Annotated in this window: 14 protein-coding genes; 5 read left to right on the forward strand and 9 right to left on the reverse strand. The window is 48.0% G+C overall.

Features of this window, described 5'->3' with window-relative positions; all coding sequences use genetic code 11:
- Nucleotides 1-13 precede the first annotated feature (13 nt).
- From IEV98_RS00100 to IEV98_RS00120, 5 genes are all read right to left on the reverse strand, one after another.
- Nucleotides 14-1,231: a hypothetical protein gene (locus IEV98_RS00100; RefSeq protein ID WP_188503920.1), complete on the reverse strand. Its 1,218-nt coding sequence runs from the start codon at nt 1,229-1,231 to the stop codon at nt 14-16.
- A gap of 17 nt (nt 1,232-1,248) precedes the next feature.
- Entirely contained in the window at nt 1,249-3,039 is a 1,791-nt protein-coding gene (locus tag IEV98_RS00105) for a sodium:solute symporter family transporter (protein WP_188503921.1), read from the reverse strand.
- Nucleotides 3,040-4,779, reverse strand: a complete 1,740-nt coding sequence (locus tag IEV98_RS00110) for a RagB/SusD family nutrient uptake outer membrane protein (RefSeq protein ID WP_188503922.1) — start codon at nt 4,777-4,779, stop codon at nt 3,040-3,042.
- Nucleotides 4,780-4,801: 22 nt separating this feature from the next.
- A complete protein-coding gene (locus tag IEV98_RS00115) occupies nt 4,802-7,987 on the reverse strand; it encodes a SusC/RagA family TonB-linked outer membrane protein (RefSeq protein ID WP_188503923.1) in 3,186 nt (1,061 codons plus the stop codon).
- A 234-nt stretch (nt 7,988-8,221) separates the two neighbouring features.
- On the reverse strand, nt 8,222-9,238 hold the full coding sequence (locus IEV98_RS00120) for a LacI family DNA-binding transcriptional regulator (RefSeq protein ID WP_188503924.1): 1,017 nt from the start codon (nt 9,236-9,238) through the stop codon (nt 8,222-8,224).
- A gap of 271 nt (nt 9,239-9,509) precedes the next feature.
- On the opposite strand from IEV98_RS00120, the gene IEV98_RS00125 reads away from it, so the two are divergent.
- The 4 genes from IEV98_RS00125 to IEV98_RS00140 are packed head-to-tail and all read left to right on the forward strand — an operon-like array spanning nt 9,510 to nt 11,269.
- The gene (locus IEV98_RS00125) at nt 9,510-9,821 is read left to right on the forward strand and encodes an ArsR/SmtB family transcription factor (protein WP_188503925.1); all 312 of its coding nucleotides are present in this window, start codon (nt 9,510-9,512) and stop codon (nt 9,819-9,821) included.
- 20 nt (nt 9,822-9,841) lie between these two features.
- On the forward strand, nt 9,842-10,333 hold the full coding sequence (locus tag IEV98_RS00130) for an SRPBCC family protein (RefSeq protein WP_229738476.1): 492 nt from the start codon (nt 9,842-9,844) through the stop codon (nt 10,331-10,333).
- Nucleotide 10,334: 1 nt separating this feature from the next.
- A complete protein-coding gene (locus tag IEV98_RS00135; RefSeq protein ID WP_188503927.1) occupies nt 10,335-10,838 on the forward strand; it encodes an SRPBCC family protein in 504 nt (167 codons plus the stop codon).
- Between the two features lie 8 nt (nt 10,839-10,846).
- A complete protein-coding gene (locus IEV98_RS00140) occupies nt 10,847-11,269 on the forward strand; it encodes a DUF1801 domain-containing protein (RefSeq protein ID WP_188503928.1) in 423 nt (140 codons plus the stop codon).
- 57 nt (nt 11,270-11,326) lie between these two features.
- Here IEV98_RS00140 and IEV98_RS00145 read toward each other — a convergent pair whose 3' ends face one another.
- Both IEV98_RS00145 and IEV98_RS00150 read right to left on the reverse strand, forming a co-directional pair.
- The gene (locus IEV98_RS00145; protein WP_229738477.1) at nt 11,327-11,980 is read right to left on the reverse strand and encodes a YczE/YyaS/YitT family protein; all 654 of its coding nucleotides are present in this window, start codon (nt 11,978-11,980) and stop codon (nt 11,327-11,329) included.
- Between the two features lie 166 nt (nt 11,981-12,146).
- A complete protein-coding gene (locus IEV98_RS00150; RefSeq protein ID WP_188503929.1) occupies nt 12,147-12,965 on the reverse strand; it encodes a M48 family metalloprotease in 819 nt (272 codons plus the stop codon).
- A 388-nt stretch (nt 12,966-13,353) separates the two neighbouring features.
- Between IEV98_RS00150 and IEV98_RS00155 the strand changes: the two genes are divergently transcribed.
- Nucleotides 13,354-14,046, forward strand: a complete 693-nt coding sequence (locus tag IEV98_RS00155; RefSeq protein WP_188503930.1) for a carboxypeptidase-like regulatory domain-containing protein — start codon at nt 13,354-13,356, stop codon at nt 14,044-14,046.
- A gap of 17 nt (nt 14,047-14,063) precedes the next feature.
- Here the strand turns inward: IEV98_RS00155 and IEV98_RS00160 are convergent, their stop codons facing one another.
- Together IEV98_RS00160 and IEV98_RS00165 are read right to left on the reverse strand one after the other, a co-directional pair.
- Nucleotides 14,064-16,529 (reverse strand): phosphocholine-specific phospholipase C, encoded by a 2,466-nt coding sequence (locus IEV98_RS00160; RefSeq protein ID WP_188503931.1) that lies wholly within the window; start codon nt 16,527-16,529, stop codon nt 14,064-14,066.
- A gap of 40 nt (nt 16,530-16,569) precedes the next feature.
- On the reverse strand, nt 16,570-18,066 hold the full coding sequence (locus IEV98_RS00165) for a SusD/RagB family nutrient-binding outer membrane lipoprotein (protein WP_188503932.1): 1,497 nt from the start codon (nt 18,064-18,066) through the stop codon (nt 16,570-16,572).
- Nucleotides 18,067-18,087: the final 21 nt, after the last annotated feature.

The raw sequence follows: 18,087 nt of genomic DNA on the forward strand, positions 1-18,087 counted from the left end.
TTAAAGTGCGTAACTAAACAGATTGAATCGATTCTTTCAACATTGCTATTGTTTCCTGCTGGACGATCACGGCAGCACCGGGGGCCAGGTAAGACCAGCGGCCGGTCTCCGTTTCATATCCGCCATCGTCGAATGCGGATGCGGTAGGTAGGTAGCCAATGGAGCTTTCTCCATATGCAACTACTACGGTCAGTTTGTAGGGCGACGCGTGCTCAATGGCGTTCGAAACTTCCGTGAACGGCTCACCAGGGAGGAAAACGATGGCTAGCGGACCGAACGCCAAGACATGCAGACAGGCATCAACCGTGGATGATGAAAGCCAGTCGACCCCTTGGCGTACGGGAAGTGCTATTTCGCGCGACAGGCAAACCAAGGTACCATCCACAACCTGTTCCTCCGGGATAGCCCGGCGTGCGACCTCGGCCAATGCGTTGCCGTGCGCAACCGCATACGCTGCGCCCATAGATACCGTGGGGGGGTTAACATCACCTGCCGCGCCGTTTAAAAACAAGGCCATACCTGTTTCACCCGTGCGCTCTAATGCGGCGCAAAGATCGCCGGGGAAGTCGGCTGATACCTGCGGGAGACACATCTCATGCACCGGGTGGCAAGCGGTATGGACTACCGTTGCCACGGTGTCAGCCTGATCATCAATGAACCGCATCGTGCGTACGCGTCGATCAACCGGCTGCCGGTCCATCAAATGTTTGCTTATTGGCTGCATGCTATCCGATAGCACGACATGGCCCGCGTTCGCTATCCGTCGCTGCAACGAATAATCCTGCAATGAGGAAACTGCAAAACGGACTTTGCAGGGCCGGAGGGATGCCGAAGCGCAGGTGATCGCCGTGATAAGGGCATTTCTTAAATCGGCCAACCACGTTTTAAAACGCGGTAATTCATACAATGGTGATAATCCAACGGATTCCGGTGCATTATGGGTATGCGTACAGGTAATGATGACCGTACCACCGGGCAACGCCTCGTTTATGGGTTCCTTAAAGTGGTTCCAATCACCAACAACCGTCTCGGTGAGTCCAAGCAAATCGAGCGACACGAGTGCCACAACTGCTCCTTGGCTTTTTATTGCGACAACTTTCGCCTTCAACGGACTTCTTACCGACAGAAAGGGTTCATAAGTACCCTTTACGGATGAAGTAAGTAAGCCTAATTCAAGGGGTGGGGTGATGTCTGCCCAAGCTGTCCCTACTTCCAATTTCATTTTGTCCATACTGCGCACAGTGAGATTTAGATACGTTTAGATAAAAAATCAAGAAATTTACTACTTGTTCGTTTAAAGATGACGAAAAGGATGGATGACATCACGAGTTCGACCGTTCCGTTTACATACCGGGCAAACCATAAATCGGTAACCCCCAAAACCAGTAGGCATGCCGCTGCAAACCCGACCAGTGCGACGCCTAAGCCCCGCCAGATTGGTGCACTGCCTTCATCCCGGCGTTTGTATGCGGTAAAACGCGACCACCGACCCATAGGGTGTGCCTTGTTGTAAAATGAAGACAGCAACGCATCAGGCTCCGGTTTGGTTAATAGCGCGACCGTAACCCACAGTACGGTGGTGAGCGCAACGACAAGCAGTGTCTGCCACCACCATGGGAGCACCAGCGCCTCCGCGCCGGGCAATCCTAGGTAGCCCAACAACTTGGGGCCGAGCACGACCAATATGAATATAACTGCTCCGCCAAGCGAAGCTGCCAAACGAGCGGGCCCGTTAAAACGCCACCACCACCATTGTGCCCAGTTTGCCGATAGTTCAGCAGCGCTGAGTTGCAACATAAAGATGGCTACATCTACAATGAAGGTGACCTGAAATACGACAGCCATGGCGAGGGAAAGAATGAGTACCATGGCTAGCCTGCCCATTTTAAGGTAATGTTGCTCACTAGCTGCCTTGACGAACCACCGCTTATAGATATCACTTACAAGTACCTGCCCGCCAAAGTTGAGGTTGTCTGCAACGGTGGACATGGTGGCTGCAAGCATGGCTGCTGCCAACAGACCAATCATCCCCGCTGGAAGCATCTCCTTCATTAACTTACCGTAGACCAGCTCCCGGTCGTGGCCCGCTTCGCGGAGTTCGGGCCAAAGGATCATAGCCGAAATACTAGGAAGGGTAACCAGCAACAGCAGGACAAACATGGTAAGCAATGTGGTGACGTACATGGTCATGGCTTCTCGTGGCGACCGCGTAGACAGTATCCGTTGTCCTTCCATGGCTCCACCCATAGGAGCCGCATCGCCCCCATAGCCGATGGTCTGGCCAACCATCCATGCCATCGCCGCCATGAGGGGAAATACTTCGTGGTCCATGGGTGGGAAAAGCTGAAACACTTCGGGGTTGGTTTCGCCGAAGGCCGCTGTCAGCTGACCAACCATCGCCTCAGCACCACCGAAATAGATGAGGGTATAAATCGCCAATACCACGGCTCCGATTAGGAAAATACTCATCTGGATCAGGTTGGAGATGACCACGCCGCGATATCCTGAAAGAAATACAAATACAAAAGATACTGGCACAATTAAGCCCAATGTTTCCATTTTGGATAATCCGAAAGCGGGCTCCATGATCTTGCAAGCGGCAAGTAACGTAATGCCCGTCCATGCTGGCATGGCGATGAAAGCAGTGCGTGCGGCAATCCACAAACGCATGGTGGATGCTGTTTTTGGCCCGAATCTGAGGTCATAAAACTCCAGGGAAGTGAATAGCCGGAGTTTACGCCAGAAAAACGCAAAGAGGACACCCGCAACAAAGAGCGCCAATCCAAAACGGCTCATATACCACCAGCTGATAAAGGCGCCGGTGGCTACTGCCAATCCGCCGTATCCGGTGGCGGCATCGGGGCTCACTAACGCTGCGGTGTAAGAAACGCCGTTTAACCAACCGGGTATTTTGCGTCCGCCAAGGAAAAAGTTTTCCATGTTGGCAGACGCAAAGCGCTTATGCCATATCGCCAGGCCGATCATCAGTACAAAATAGCCGATGATGATCCACAGGTCGATTTGATTCAAATTACTCATCTATTGCAAGTATCCGGGATTTTGCCTTAATGCGGGGTTCAGCGTCAACTCCCGTTGCGGCAATGGACTGAGATAATGTGCCTCGGGATCGAATTGCCATCCGTCTCGTGCCGGACTATTCCAGTGCGGGGCAATGTAGCCTTGATTATTCGTTGGAATTGCACTAGGATCCAGTATGGGATTGAATTGATTTTTAATCGCTTCATACTGCTGCATCTTAGCACCCAACATGGGTCGCTGAATGAGGTGCGTGGCTGCCCATCGCATCAGGTCATCAAAACGGTATCCTTCGCACGCCAGTTCTACTCGGCGTTCGCGTCTGATTTCGTTTAACAAGCCACTTAACTCCGGAAAATCCCAATTTGGATCGACAAATCCGACTGTTGCGGTCAGCGCCGGCATTTCTACCCGGTTGCGTAGCTGGTTGACCGTTTGATCGAGTACGGTTTGATCGCATTCACCAAGCTCGGCTTTGGCCTCAGCATAGTTCAACAGTGCCTCTGCGTAGCGAAAAATGATCGAGGCGGTAATGTCGCCCGCGGTATGATCGGCTGCAGGATCGACTCCTTTGTAGAGTTGGTAACCGGTGGTATTGCGTAAACGGGATTCAAGGGTCATATCCGGCACGGTGAATTTGCTTACGGTATCGCCACTGATGACGACACGGGGTTTTCCGGAGGTATACATGGTTTGCGCTAGACGCGGATCTCGGTTGGCCACGACGTCTTTGATGGTGTGATCGCCCTGATATTTTAGACTCAGCGAAATGGGCAGTCCGTCAGTGCACAGGTAGCTTTCAACCAACGACTTGGAAAGACCGGTATTTTTATCGCTCACGCCGAAATAATTCTGCGCAAAGTGATACACATCCAACGCACGGTCGTATTTTCGCCACAGCAGGACTTCGGGGTTATTGGCCAGATCGGTCTGGTTGAAAAGTTGCCGATAGTCCTCTTCGCTGGCGCCAGCATGACCGATTTGGTAGGCTTGGCTTTGGATCATTCCTTCCAGTGCTGCAACGGCTTTGCGAAAATAGCGATCGGGTTGTCCTCCCTGTACGCCGAAGGGGGTGCCGGCGTGGTATTTCTCCCACGTACCTTCGTAGAGGGCCACTCGGCTCTGGAACAAACTTGCAACATCGCGGTGCAGCCTGCCTTGCACAGCCTGCCCCTTTGCGGGGAGGAGGGTAATCGCTTTATCCAGATCGGCTAGGATGGAATCGGCAATAATCGATCGGGAAATCCGTTCAGCGTACAGTTCTTCGGACTCGGTGCCTAAGGGTTGATTATACCAGGGCAAATCGCCGAAGGCTTTCATCATATCGAAATAATACCAGGCTCTCCAGAAGTACATTTCACCGATGTAAGGGTTTACCAGTGCAGGCGCTTCCTTGGTTATATGGTAGTTGGCCAGAAAGAAGTTGATTCCCCGAATAGCCGTCCAATCCCAGCCGCCGCCGGCGCTCGGTACCGTCACCGTGCCAGCGAGCCTTGCATTGTAATTATAGTCGCCCGACACCATGTTATCAGAAGCATTGTCGAGTTCGAAGATACCGAGGTCGTACCCGTTAAAGGTTTGGAAGCTTCCATAGTATTTATTGGAATAAAGCTCCATTTCTGTTTGGGAGAAGGAAAGTTCTTGGTCGGTTATGGTATCCAACGGCGGACGATCCAGAAATTTGTCACAGGCGCCCATCGTAAGCAAGATAGCAGTAAAGACGCAATATTTTTGTATGTTCATGGTCAGTAGTATTATATCGTGGTCAGAAATCAACATTTACACCGAAGGAAAACGTACGCATCAGCGGATAGACCTTCCCACTTCCCCAGCTTCCACCGGTTAGCTCCGGATCGAAGTTTTTTTGGATAGAAGAAAGTGTATACAGGTTTTCCCCACTGACGAACAGCCTCAAATTCGTAATACTGATAGGGTTTGTGAGGGATGCCGGTAAGGTATAGCCAATCTGTATGTTCTTCAATCGCGCGTAGGCGGCGTTTTCCAGGTATCGGGTTTGCGATTGTTGGTTCTTTCGCACTTCACCGGAATTATAAGGTTTCGGCAGAAATGCATCGGTGTTGGATGGCGTCCAGAAATCCAACGTTTCGCGGTACAGGTTTGAGCCATACCCACCTGTGAACCCCCAATAGAACACCCCGGCATTACCGTGGTAAGCGGGAGAGAAATCACGCTTCATGACACCTTGTATGAACAGATCGACATCGAATGATTTCCACGTGACGCCCAACCGTGTACTAAAATTATAACGCGACGAGGAATTCCCGATCACCTTGAGGTCACCGGGATTTGCGTGTGTATTATCGCCGATGTCAATCTTGCCATCACCGTTTTGATCCTTGTACATCATATCACCCAATCCCCAGGTGCCCCAAATGTAGGATTGATCGGCCATGCGTTCCACATCGGCATCTTGCTGGATAATCCCTTCCGTCTCGTAACCCCAAATCTCACCGATTCGCTGTCCTTCATAGTAAGTAGACAAGATTCCCGTGGGGTTGTTGTAACGTATTACTTTTCCAACATTGTCTGACAAGATAAGCTGAACCCGATAAGCGAATTGTTCCTGGACGCGGTCGTTCCATCCGATAGCGAGTTCAAAGCCTTTGGTTTGTAGGTCAGCATTGTTCAGCAGCGGCACTGCTGCCCCTAATGAGGCGGGCAGGGCATTGGCCGGGCCAAACATATTGGTTGTCGTCCGGGTATACCAATCGAGCGATGTGGTCAGGCGGTTTTGCAGGAAAGCCGCATCTACACCTAAGTTGATGGTAGTCGCCGTTTCCCAGGTGAGGTTTTGACTGACCAGCCCGGGGGCGGCAAGGTAGTTGGGAAGTTCGTTACCCAGGATATAAGCATATCGGGTACCAATACCCATGGTGTTTAGGTATAAGTAATTAGGAACGTCCTGATTACCCAGCGACCCATAGGAAGCGCGTAGTTTCAGCAGACCCACTTTATCCTTGATCGACCAGAAGTTTTCATTGGCGATGTTATAACCCAGCGAAATCGATGGGAAGAATCCGAAACGCCGGTCGCTCGGAAATTTAGAAGTGCCATCGTACCTAAAATTAACTTCGGCAAGATACGTTTCGTTGAAGTTGTAGTTTAACCGACCAAAAAAGCCCATGTTGGCCCAATGCGTCAATTGATCGCGTGTATCCGAATCGCCTGTAGCTACGCCAATGGAAGGAAGGTTTGGCGAGATCAGGTCGCGTTTCATTCCATAAAGGTAATCGAACTCGGTAAGCTCGAGTTGAAAACCGGTCATTGCGCCGATAAAGTGGCCGCCGACAACTCGCTGATAGGATGTGTAGATATTACCGGTATTGTACAGCTGCTGCGACATATCGGTTGCATAGAAATTATTGACATTCATGATCGGCTCGCCAGCTACCGTATGCTCCCACGCAAAAGGCTTGATCTGGGACGACGACTTCGCATTCGTCAGCCGATAGGTGTAATCCATGTTGATTTTCCAATCACGTATAGGTTCCAGTTCCAATGCCCCGGTAAGATTGAGCATGTCATCTCGGAAAATACCCCGTCCCTCCCATTGCCGCCCCATTTCAGACGTTAGTGCCCAGTTGCCATTCGGATCTTTTAAGGCCCAATTAGGAAAGCGTGTACTCGCAAAATGCATCCAATTACCGATATTGTTGTTATGCCCAGGCGATGGAATATTCTTGTTTTCGCGGTGGTAGCGTAGCCGGATGTCTCCACGCAGCCATTTTAGCGGCTTGAATGTTAAATTATTAGTGACGGTCCATCTATTAAACTTCTCATCACCATATCGAAGTAGGCCACCCTCATTAAAGCGCCCGAGCCCCACATAATAGGTAACCTTTTCGCCTCCCCCACTAACGCTTAGGTCGTGTTTCTGGTTCTCCGTGCCCGGCTTAAATATGGCACGAATCCAGTCGACATTGTCGTTCTCCAACGTGGCGTATGACCAGAAATCGGGGTTGTTGGGATTGGGAATATTTGAAGGGGTATTAATCGGATCAGCCATGTAAGCGCGGATCCGATCGATGTGTTCGGCAGTAAACATCGGTGATTGCCCGGCGTTGAGCGAGGCAATATTATAGGCCTCAGCGAATTCTAAGGAATTTACCTGATCGGGAATGCGCGTAGCCTCATTAAACCCGAAATTATTCCGATACGAAATGATCGTTTTCGCAGCACTTCCGGTTTTGGTGGTAATTAAGATCACACCATAGGCAGCGCGGGCGCCGTAGATCGTTGATGATGCTGCGTCTTTCAGAACGGTAACCGACTGGATATCCGCCGCATTCAGGTGATTTATATTTTCGACGGGCACCCCATCAACTACAAAAAATGGACTTCCGCTCCCGCTCAACGTTGTGGCCCCGCGGATATTGTAGTTTACCACCGCGCCAGGCCCACCACCTTCGCCACTCGGGCTGATATTAAGGTTACCTGCGGCTCCCTGCAACGCCTGACCAATGTTCGAAACTGCCCTGTTCTGAAGGATTTCTCCGTCCATTTGGGCGACTGATCCCGTGAGGTTGATTTTCTTCTGTGTACCGTATCCTACGACAATCACTTCATCCAGTTGTCCGGACCCGGCTTCGAGTGTAATTTCCAGATAGGTTGCACCGCCAATGGGAATGGTCTTGGATACATATCCAACGAAGCTGACAACCAATGAATCGGTAGCTTGATTGGTTGTAATGCGGAAGTGACCATCGCTATCCGCGCGGGTCTGCCTATCCGTACCCGCCACCGATATCGAAGCCCCTGGAAGGGGTTGTCCCTCCACGGCCCGCACCACGCCCGAAACCAAGGCCTGCCCTTGAGCTACCCCCATCGTCAAAAATGCCGACGCCAGAACCAAGACCATACGCAGCAGGAGTGCTTCATGCTTCAGCCCGATTTCCCTGATCGGGAATTTGAAACTGCATTTTCGTTTCATAATTTAAGAAATTTAAGTGTTACAATTTGGTATTTTGATTTAAGAATACGTAGTCAAATCGTTTAAAAAAACAGAAGTGCATTTACCACTGCTATACATCACTCATAACGGGTTATTATTGCTGTTTTATCATAATTTCTTACAATTGTCCTCTTATGCAGTGATCACCAAACACCCGAAGCGCGAGATAGACTCAGTGTTTTTGAATACGTATGCATAATAAGGCAAAAATTTTCAGCTTCTGACCTTAACGGTATTTCTAATGATTAAATGGCCTTTCATCATCAACGTCTGTGGTTTCCTCAACTTGTTCGTAATATCGTCTATTAACAAAGATACCGTCGTGTCAACCATTTCCTCGAGAGGCTGCTCCCAGGTGGTAAGCATGTAAGAAAACCAACCGGTCATCAGTATATTATCAAACCCCACCACAGAGATGTCATCAGGGACCTTCATCCCAATTAATCGGATAGCATCCATCGCCCCAAGCGCTATGACATCATTGCCTCCGAAAATACAATCGATCGATTTGTCACGGGTGAGCAACTCTTGAGTGGCTTTAAATCCGCTCTCGTAGGTGTATTGACCTGATTCCACAAGCAGATCGGTGATGTTCTTATCCGCCAACACCTCTCGAAATCCGCGCAGCCTATCGATCGTGATAGACGTATCTTGCGGCCCGGAAATAAAGGCAAAGGAACGATGCCCAGTTTCTACCAAATAACGGGCGATCTGCTTCGCAGCCAAATAATTATCGCAGAAAACAGCACTGTAATCCGCATGTTCTACATAACGGTTGAACAACACAATGGCGATACCATGCCTTTTAAATCTGGCCTCAGCCTCCGGGGAAAGTATTGCGTCTGACACAATAACGCCAGCCACATTGTATTCCAGCAGTTTACTGATCTCAGATTCCGTGATTTCTTCGTTGTCAGAATTTATAAAGATTAAGTTGTAGCCCAACGCTGAAAAGCGAGCGTGGAAAATCTCGAGCACCGCAGAGTAAAACGGATTACGTATTCGCCGCATTACGATGCCGATCAACTTGCTTTTTCTTGTAATCAGGCTTCGTGCGTGGGCATTGGGCTGATAATTTAGCTCATTAGCAATTTCCAGAATTTTCTTCCGCTTCTTCTCCGACACCCCCATGTTTCCGGCAAACACACGCGAAACCGTCGACTGAGAGACCCCAGCCAACCGGGCAACATCCTCTGATGTATACTGCTTTTTATGTTTGTCCGATTGCATTATTTCAAAATGACTACGTATTCAAATACAAGTATAGAGAAAATCTTTTGACTTCCAAATAAATTCAACTATTTTTTCCTTTTAGGTTGAAAATGTGGAACGGAATTATAGAATCTGATACTAAACAATGGAACATTTATCGATGAGCAAAGAAGCTCATAACGGGGTGCATCTTTTGACTGCCGGAAAAAAAATGGGATAAAAATTTGCGAAACCGAAAAGTTGCACATATATTTGCAACTGATTGGTTTCACAAATAAAGACAACAGCCATGAGACGGGATATTTTCCAAGCAATTGCAGACCCGACAAGACGGGGAATTATCGCCTTAATTGCATTACAGGCAATGACACCGAACGCTATTGCTGAACACTTTGATACAAGCCGGCAAGCGGTATCCAAACATCTACGCATTTTGACGGAATGCGAACTGATCAAACAGGAACACAAAGGCAGGGAAATCTATTACCAACTTGAACTGGATAAAATGAAAGAAATAGATAACTGGTTAGATCAGTTCCGCAAAATCTGGGAAACAAGATTTAACCAATTAGACAACTTATTGGCGACGATCAAAAAATAGAAAAAATGAAAAGTAACGGCTTGTTTGATTTTTCCATAGATAGGGAAAATAGAACCATTCGCATCACACGTGAATTTGATGCCAGCCTTGAATTGGTTTGGCAAGCGTGGACAATGCCCCAACTGCTCGACCAGTGGTGTGCGCCAAACCCGTATAGAACAGAAACGAAAACGCTGGATTTCCAAGAAGGCGGTTTTTGGCATTACGCAATCGTAAGCCCCGAAGGAAACAAACATTGGAGCCGGTATGATTACAAAAAAATTGAACCGCAAAAAAGCATCACGGAATTGAGGGCATTCAGCGATGAAAACGGACGGGTCAATCCGGACTTCCCACGTACCGAATGCACTCTTATTTTCAGCGAAACGGATGGCAAAACACGCGTAAAGATTACCGAGAAATACAAGAGTCCCGAAATGTTCGAAAAAATGGCAACAACTAGCCACAAAAAGGGCTTTTCCTCACATCTTAAAAATTTAGATGATTTATTACTCACATTAAAAAATAGATAACATGAATCCCGCATTATTATTTGACTTCACCGTCAACAAAGAAAACAAAACCATCCACATTACCCGTGAATTTGCCGCAAACCTTGAATTGGTTTGGCAGGCGTGGACCTCTCCCGAACTGCTGGACCAATGGTGGGGACCAAAGCCCTGGAGAGCCGAAACGAAAACAATGGATTTCCGCGAAGGAGGTTTTTGGCACTACGCAATGGTAAGCCCCGAAGGCGAAAAGCATTGGAGCAGGGCTAACTTTCTTGCTATCGTGAAAGAAAAATCATTTGCCTCGAAAGGCGGATTCTGTGATGAAAACGGCACGATAAATCCTGCGTTTCCGCAAAATTTATGGGAGAATAGCTTTATCCCGAAAAATAATAACGTACAAGTGGATATGCTGCTGACTTACGATACGCTTGCCGACCTCGAGAAAGAGATAGCGATGGGCTTCAAAGAAGGTATGATCATAGATTTCAAGCAATTGGACGACTTGTTATTGGCCTTAAAAAAGTAAAACCCTATATGGCAAAAGAGCAGCTGAAATTCTGGTCGCTGGTCGAATTGTTTGAGTTTCTTCCAAGAGATGAAGCTTTGCTAACAGACGTTTTACGTGAACTAACTATAGAAACGTTAAACGGATACGGAAAGGAGAAACTGTCCTACAATGTCCCATTTTTCTACGGCAACAAGTCCATCTGCCTGATATTTCCCGCATCCGTTCCCCGAAGTGGTGTAAAAAGTGGCGTGCTGTTTGGTTTTTGGTACGGCAATCGCCTGAAAGACGAAAACAACTATTTGACACATGGAAGAAATAAACAGGTTTACTACAAAATTTATCAATCGGTCGATGAAATTGATACTCCTGTCTTAACTAATGTAATAAAAGAAGCAGTTGATTTGGATAAAAGCTTTAGAATTGCCGGCTTAGTGGCAACTGACGCGTAATATCCAGCCTACTACACAAGTATTCGCTACGTTGAATACGAGTACCGGAGCGCTTTCCTACCGATCCGGAAGCGGGTCACATAGCTCGTTCCTAAGTCTCGTAAAAAACTTTAATGAAAGCTGGAAAATAGGACTCATGATAAAGGTATATAGAAAAGTAACAAGGAACACGGGGCCTCCCAGCAGATAGCCTACGAGCAACACAAAACATTCAACGATAATTCGCGCTTTACTGACGGAAAGCTTTGTTTGTTCCGCCATGGAAAGCATAAAGCCATCACGGGGCCCGGCACCTATTCCGCCTGATACGTACAGGCCACCGCCAGTGCCTACAATGAGTATCCCTACCAACAGCCAGAGGTAGTCAATCCAGGTAAACCCTGGAGCAGGTAATATATCCAACCAAAGAAAAAAATCCATTATGGGACCAATGAGCAAGGCGTTCAGAAAAGTTCCGAGGTTGACGTACTTTCGACTAACAACGAGAGAAATTGTTATCAATATAAAGCCGATAATAACAGTCCACGTGCCGATAGAGAGACCGAAACGCTCAAAAAGAGCGATATTCAGCACGTCCCAAGGGTGTAGGCCCAAATGTTGCATTTTGACGGAAATGGCCACTCCGAGTCCAAAACACACCAATCCTAAAAAGAAAAAACTATAGCGAATCAGCCAATTCCGCAGGCTATCTTTTCTGCGAAGGATTTCCATATATGCGCAAAAGTACGGTGCAAGTTGCAAAGCGTATATCACCGCAATATCATTTTCGCTAAGTTGCTCAAGTCAATTACAGGCCCCGGCTGGCCGGGGCCTTGAGCATCTCACGACGGACATGTAAAAGCGCTCAATTGCGCTATGGGCGGGTATACTTGGCTTATTAATCTGTAAGCGGCGTTGTCGGTAACGCTACTGTACCAGGATCCTCCCATAGACCCTCCTCCTGTGCTTTCTTTTTCACTTCTTCTGCACGCTTGTCGCTATCAGGGTGAGAACTGAGCATTTTCTCAAAGCCTGAAACCTTATCTCCACCACTGGACAATAGGGATAATTTGCGAAATGCCCGGTATGCCGCCACTACATTATAATCATGCTGTTTCATAAAATGATATGCATACTCATCTGCCTGTGATTCCTGCTTACGGCTGTGGGAGGCGCCTAACATGGCATTGGCCATCTCCCCCAGCTGGCTTTCGGAAAGCGCCTGTACTTTATCGGAACTGGCACTCGCTGCATCCATGGCTGCTGCCGCCATGTAGGCGTTCTTCATCGCGTCTTTGGTATCCTCGTTTTTAACGTGGCCGATTTCGTGGCCGATAATGGAAAGCAGCTCGTCGTCCGTCATAATATCCATTAAGGAAGAAAAGACACGTACGCTGCCGTCTGCACACGCGAAAGCATTGATATCACTCACCAGATAAACCTTGTAGTTCAATGCCAAACCATCCTGCGTCTGGTGTTTACCGAATAAACGTTCTAAGCGTTTCGTGTACGGATTATCCGGACCAGCTATTTCGTTGTTGGCGTCCATCCACTCGACAGCCTCCTTGGATAGCCTAACGGCATCCTCGTTGGTAAACGTCAGTGCCGACGCACCTTTTGATGCCGCACTTGCTGCTTTTCCTAAATTAAATTTCTGTGCATGCGCTACGCCGCCAAAGCTAGCTGCGACAATTAAAATAACGAAAATCTTTTTCATGTCACTTTTGTTACCAAAATATGTACCAAAATAGGAGTTCTGTACGCCTTATTATCACCGCGTAGAATACACGCTCCTGTCGGAACAAATGTAAATAGCAATGTGTAGAAGAACACCCCGGAAAACAGGTATTTTGCGGACAACCAATCTTACACTCATAATATGGTATTTATAATAACTGATCAAACGGACAGTTGGGAGGATTTCTCAGCACAAATACAAACTATTTTTTAGTTATCAGACTTGGCTGGGTATAATGTTAAAAAGAGTTAATAATCGTGCTAAATGCTTTCTTTTAGAATACTTTTATGCAAAGTAATTGAAATTGAAAGCCTTACAATTATTATCACTATTTATTTTTACTACAGGCGTATCTTTCGCGCAAGACATGAAGGGAACAATTAAGGATATGTATTCGGGTAATTATCTTGCCGGTGTTTCAATCAGCGTAGCACCGCAAATCACTTATTCCGATGCCGATGGCAAATTCTCACTATCAAAAATCAAACTCGGTGATACCCTAACCTTTTCTTCAGTTGGTTATCAAGAATTTACCCAAATCGTTTATCAGCTAAATAGTGATTTGGATATTTACATGAAGCCAAAGACAATTTTACTGGATGAGGTAAAAATCAGTGTTTTAAGAAATTACAAAGCGGATTCCTTAAAATTCCGAGACGGATTTGCCAAAACTTTCAATTACAATAAACCGAAATTGAAAGACATCTTCATCGCGAAGAACTATTTTTCTAATGTTCCAAAGCCTTATTATCAAGCGAATAATAGTACGGCGTCGCTAGTTAGTATCGATGTGCTTTCCGTCATATCCTTGTTGGGAAAAAACAATACTCCTCAATCCAAACTGCAAAAAACCCTGATAAAAGAGGAAGAACAGCGATATATTGATCATACCTTTTCGAAAGGTATGATTCAAAATTTAACCCGTCTTGAGGGGGATTCCCTACAAACTTTTATGCGGCTATACCGCCCGAATGTTGACACCGCAAGAAACATGTCTGAATACGACATGATCATGTACATCAAAAATAGTTATCATGAATACAACGATAAGAAGAACTGAAAATCAGCGAAGTGAAGTCACACCATTCCCCCCATTAAAGGATCCGTGATACTCGGAAGGCCGGTCTCCACGTGGCCTGCATATCGGTGTATTAGCCCGGGGTACTCCCTGGCGCTGACTTGAAAATCGTACCAACCGTTTGAATCATCCAGCGGGATATCCAGCCGCACCTTGCCATCTGAAGATACCATCTTTGTAGCCCGCCCGTAGGATAGATCCTGTACTTCAAACACCTCTCCCGGGCGAAGGACAGCCTCAAATATGATCTCTTGCCGACCTGGCGTTAACGTCATCTCCACCAGACATTCTGCTAGTGTCGCATTTCCCTTGAACTCCCGGTAAAATCCATTCGGCCCGCAGATTTCCAGATGATAGGCTTCGCCCTCAAAATGTGCCAGCGGCCACCGGTATGCTAGCGGCTCACCCTCTCGGACGGTAAAATTCCAATTTCGCCCGGGCAAAGCATCACCCCGATAGGGGAGCCTTGTTACAGCGATGAAAGGTATACCAATAGTCTTGGTTTTCGGCAGATTGCCTGCTAATGCGAAACGCACTACCAGCTCGCCGGATGCTCGATCGATACCTGCATTGACTGTAGCATCATACGGGATACCGCAAGCCGGCTTTGTGCCTTGCTCTTGCTGGGGCAGCAGTTTGGAATCATGTCTACCTTGTTTGAGCAAGGCAAGCTCATCCGACTTCAATAACTTGTAATTGCCTGGAAGCCCCTTCGTTTTAGCCGAATAAATACGTTCAACATACGCATTGCGGTCTACCGGATGCAGCATGTCGTCGCTCTCCCCTCCTTGGGCGGGGCGAAAAACCGAAGTCAGGTTGCCACAGGTTAGACGTCGCCAAGCGCTGATATTGGACTCATATACTTGATTGCCCGTTTTCCTTTCAATAAAATGTTCAAGAAACTGCAGGGTGGAAGTATGATCAAACACCTCCGAATTGACCCACCCGCCTTTTGTCCAGGGCGAGGCCACCACCAAAGGCACTCGAAATCCCAAACCAATAGGACTATCTAGTGTAGCGTCAGAATTGCCTGTCCGTAGTTTCTCCTGCTGGGCCGTTACATATTCTTCGGCGGTATCGATACCGACCGCAACGGCCCCAGTTTCGCCTCGGCTAGTAAGTGGGGGTACAAAAGGTGGTATGTGATCAAAATACCCGTCATTTTCGTCGTACGTAAGGATAAAAATCGTCTTCTTCCATACCTCGGGATTCTTGGTAAGTATATCAAGTGCTTCCGATAAGTACCAGGCGCCATACCACGGCGACCCGGGATGGTCTGAAAAGCGGCAAGGTGCTACCAGCCAAGAGACGGTGGGCAACTTGCCCTCATTGACATCTTCACGGAATTGATGAAAGATATCGCCCTTGGGTACCTCAACCGTTTTCTCCCCCTCGGTATCCGTATACGTTATCGATTCTAAGCGATGGTAATCTGGGTCGCCGGTATTCGTAACGAACGCGCGACGGTGGATTTCCTGCTCAAAGGAGGTGAGTTTATCAAAATTGTCTTTGCTATATTGCTCAATATCAAGTCGCAGCCTGGTTAACTGTTCCTGAAGTTTTTCACGTTCCTCTACTTCGCCGCTGGCCAGTGTGGCTTCCAGTTCGATCAAACGACGCCCCATAAATGCGCGATGGGCGGCATGAAACCGTACACGATATTGCTTGTAAAACTCCAAGTTATTGTCTGTGAAGTTAGCGAGCCAGTCTTCTTCATTGTCATCCAGCCCTACGGGTAAGCTCAATTCATTTTGATATACTTTCCAAGCAATCCCGGCTTCCTGCAAACGCTCGGGATAGGTTGTCCAACCTACATCTTTGTAGTTGATCTGTCCATTGTCTACATGAGCAATGGAATCGGGATTATGGGGCTCTTCGCGGATGGCGCCGGCCCAGAAATAAGAACGATTGGCACTGGTACCAGTGAGCGACGAGCAGAAATGCTGGTCGCAAACGGTAAACGCATCGGCAAATGCATAATAGAAAGGTACATCTCGGCGGTCGTAATAGCCCATGGTAAGCGGCATATCTCGGTATTCGGGATTGCCTGCACGCTTCGCTTCCAGCCAGGTGTCGAGTTTTCCGTCGTTGCGCGCATGCACCATATCTCTCCAGCCATGCGGCAGCGACCCCATCCAGGTGGCCTTCGTGTTTTCAATATCTAGGTGAAACGGCGAATAGCTTCTTCCCTGTGCATCGGTCTGCGCCCATACCGGCAGTCCGTTGGGCAAACGGATAGCCCGCGGGTCGTTAAAGCCACGGACCCCGCGAAGGGTACCGTAGCAATGGTCAAACGAGCGGTTCTCCTGCATTAGGAAGACAACATGCTCTGCATCGAGATAAGTGCTACCCTTGGGTGCATCGATGGCCAGCGCACGCTGAATGGATTCGGGCAATAATTGAAACGTAGCTGTGGCCCCCGCCAGCAGCGACGCTTTTTTAAGAAAGGTTCTCCTTGATTCCATGGTTATAACGTATCGTGTGCAAGTTACTATATCTCCTTCTCTATTTCAACCACCAAGGTTTTTCATTGATGCCGTCATTACCTGCCCCAAACTGGCTCTCAATGGCTATTGATACCTGTTCGCCATTGTAATTGTATTCCGATTGGGGATACATCCAACGAAAAGGCACCTCAACTCCATTGGGCCTCCTGAACGCGGGATACCCCGTGCGCAGGTGATCATAGAATGCCGACCAACCGCCTTGCAGGAACGAACGTAGATACTTTTGCGTGATGATCCGTTCCAATCGATCGGCCTGACTTTGAGTCGACGCGAAATCGACCAGCGGATGACTTAGGTACGCGGTAGCCGCTGTTTCATCCACATATGTCCCCACTCCTTTAGCATACGTTTCATAGAACTTAAACGATGCCCGGATCCCTGACTCATAATAAGCATTGGCATCGCCACTGATCCATCCCCTTACTACGGCTTCGGCCAAAATGAATTGCTGTTCGGCATACCCCATCAATACAAGCGGTTCGTTTGTGGGATCCTGGTGATAACGTTCGAGCACCTTCGACGTACGTCCCGCAGCAGCTTTGAGGTTTACCTGCGCATAGGGAGCGGCGGGGTCACCGCCTTCGTAAGCGGTAAAATCATTGAGGGCCTTACCGGCTTCCTTGCCTACCCGTGTTTGCGTACAATAGACAAAAAGACGGGGATCCTCCCGATCCTGAAGCCGCCGAATAAACGTTGAGTCGATGTACATACCTGAACCGTATCCACTGGAATTGAACTCGGGGTAGCGATTACCTTCTTGATTGAGGAATACCAACTGTGCATCATCGGCTAGCAAATTTCCCCCGGTTGCCTCAAGCAGCGGACCCTCGGCCACAATCTGTGCAAATGTGCTCTTTACATTCAATGCTGCATCGGATTCGTGGTCCGAAAGTGTCATCAAAACTTTCAGGCGGAAGGCGTTAACCAGTTTGCGCCACTTCTCGGCATTGCCGCCATAGATGATGTCTCCATCGATGATGGTATTGGACTGTGCCAGCAGGGCATCCGCCTCGGCCAATTCGGATATAATACCTTGAAACACGGATTTCTGAGCGTCGTAGGTCGGCGTATAAATCCCTTCCTCCGCTTCACCTTTTAACGCTTGGGAATAAGGAATATCTCCAAACGTCAGTGTTAAATTGTAAAAATAATAACTCCTGAAAAACTTAGCCAACGCTTCATACGACGTGTTTCCTATACGTGCCGCTTCTTCAGCCATTTTCGTGATATCGCGCAGCGAGGCATAGGCCTCGAATCCGCTTCGATTCCACTTGTAGTATTGATTGGCGTTTTCGCCATCTGTCTGCACAAGCATTTTCAGCGCATACAAGGGTCCCGTACCTTGATAAGCACGGAAAGCATCCCACTGTATTTTGGTAAGCTGTAACCGGGGGTGGGTTTCCGTAGGACGGTTGGGATCGACATTCATTTCATCCAGGGGTTTGCAGGATGCCAGGATAGTTGCAGCCAACAATATACTATATAATCTATTCATGTTCTATACGTATAGCGGGTG

The organism is Parapedobacter pyrenivorans (assembly GCF_014636865.1).
Taxonomy (GTDB): Bacteria; Bacteroidota; Bacteroidia; order Sphingobacteriales; family Sphingobacteriaceae; genus Parapedobacter; species Parapedobacter pyrenivorans.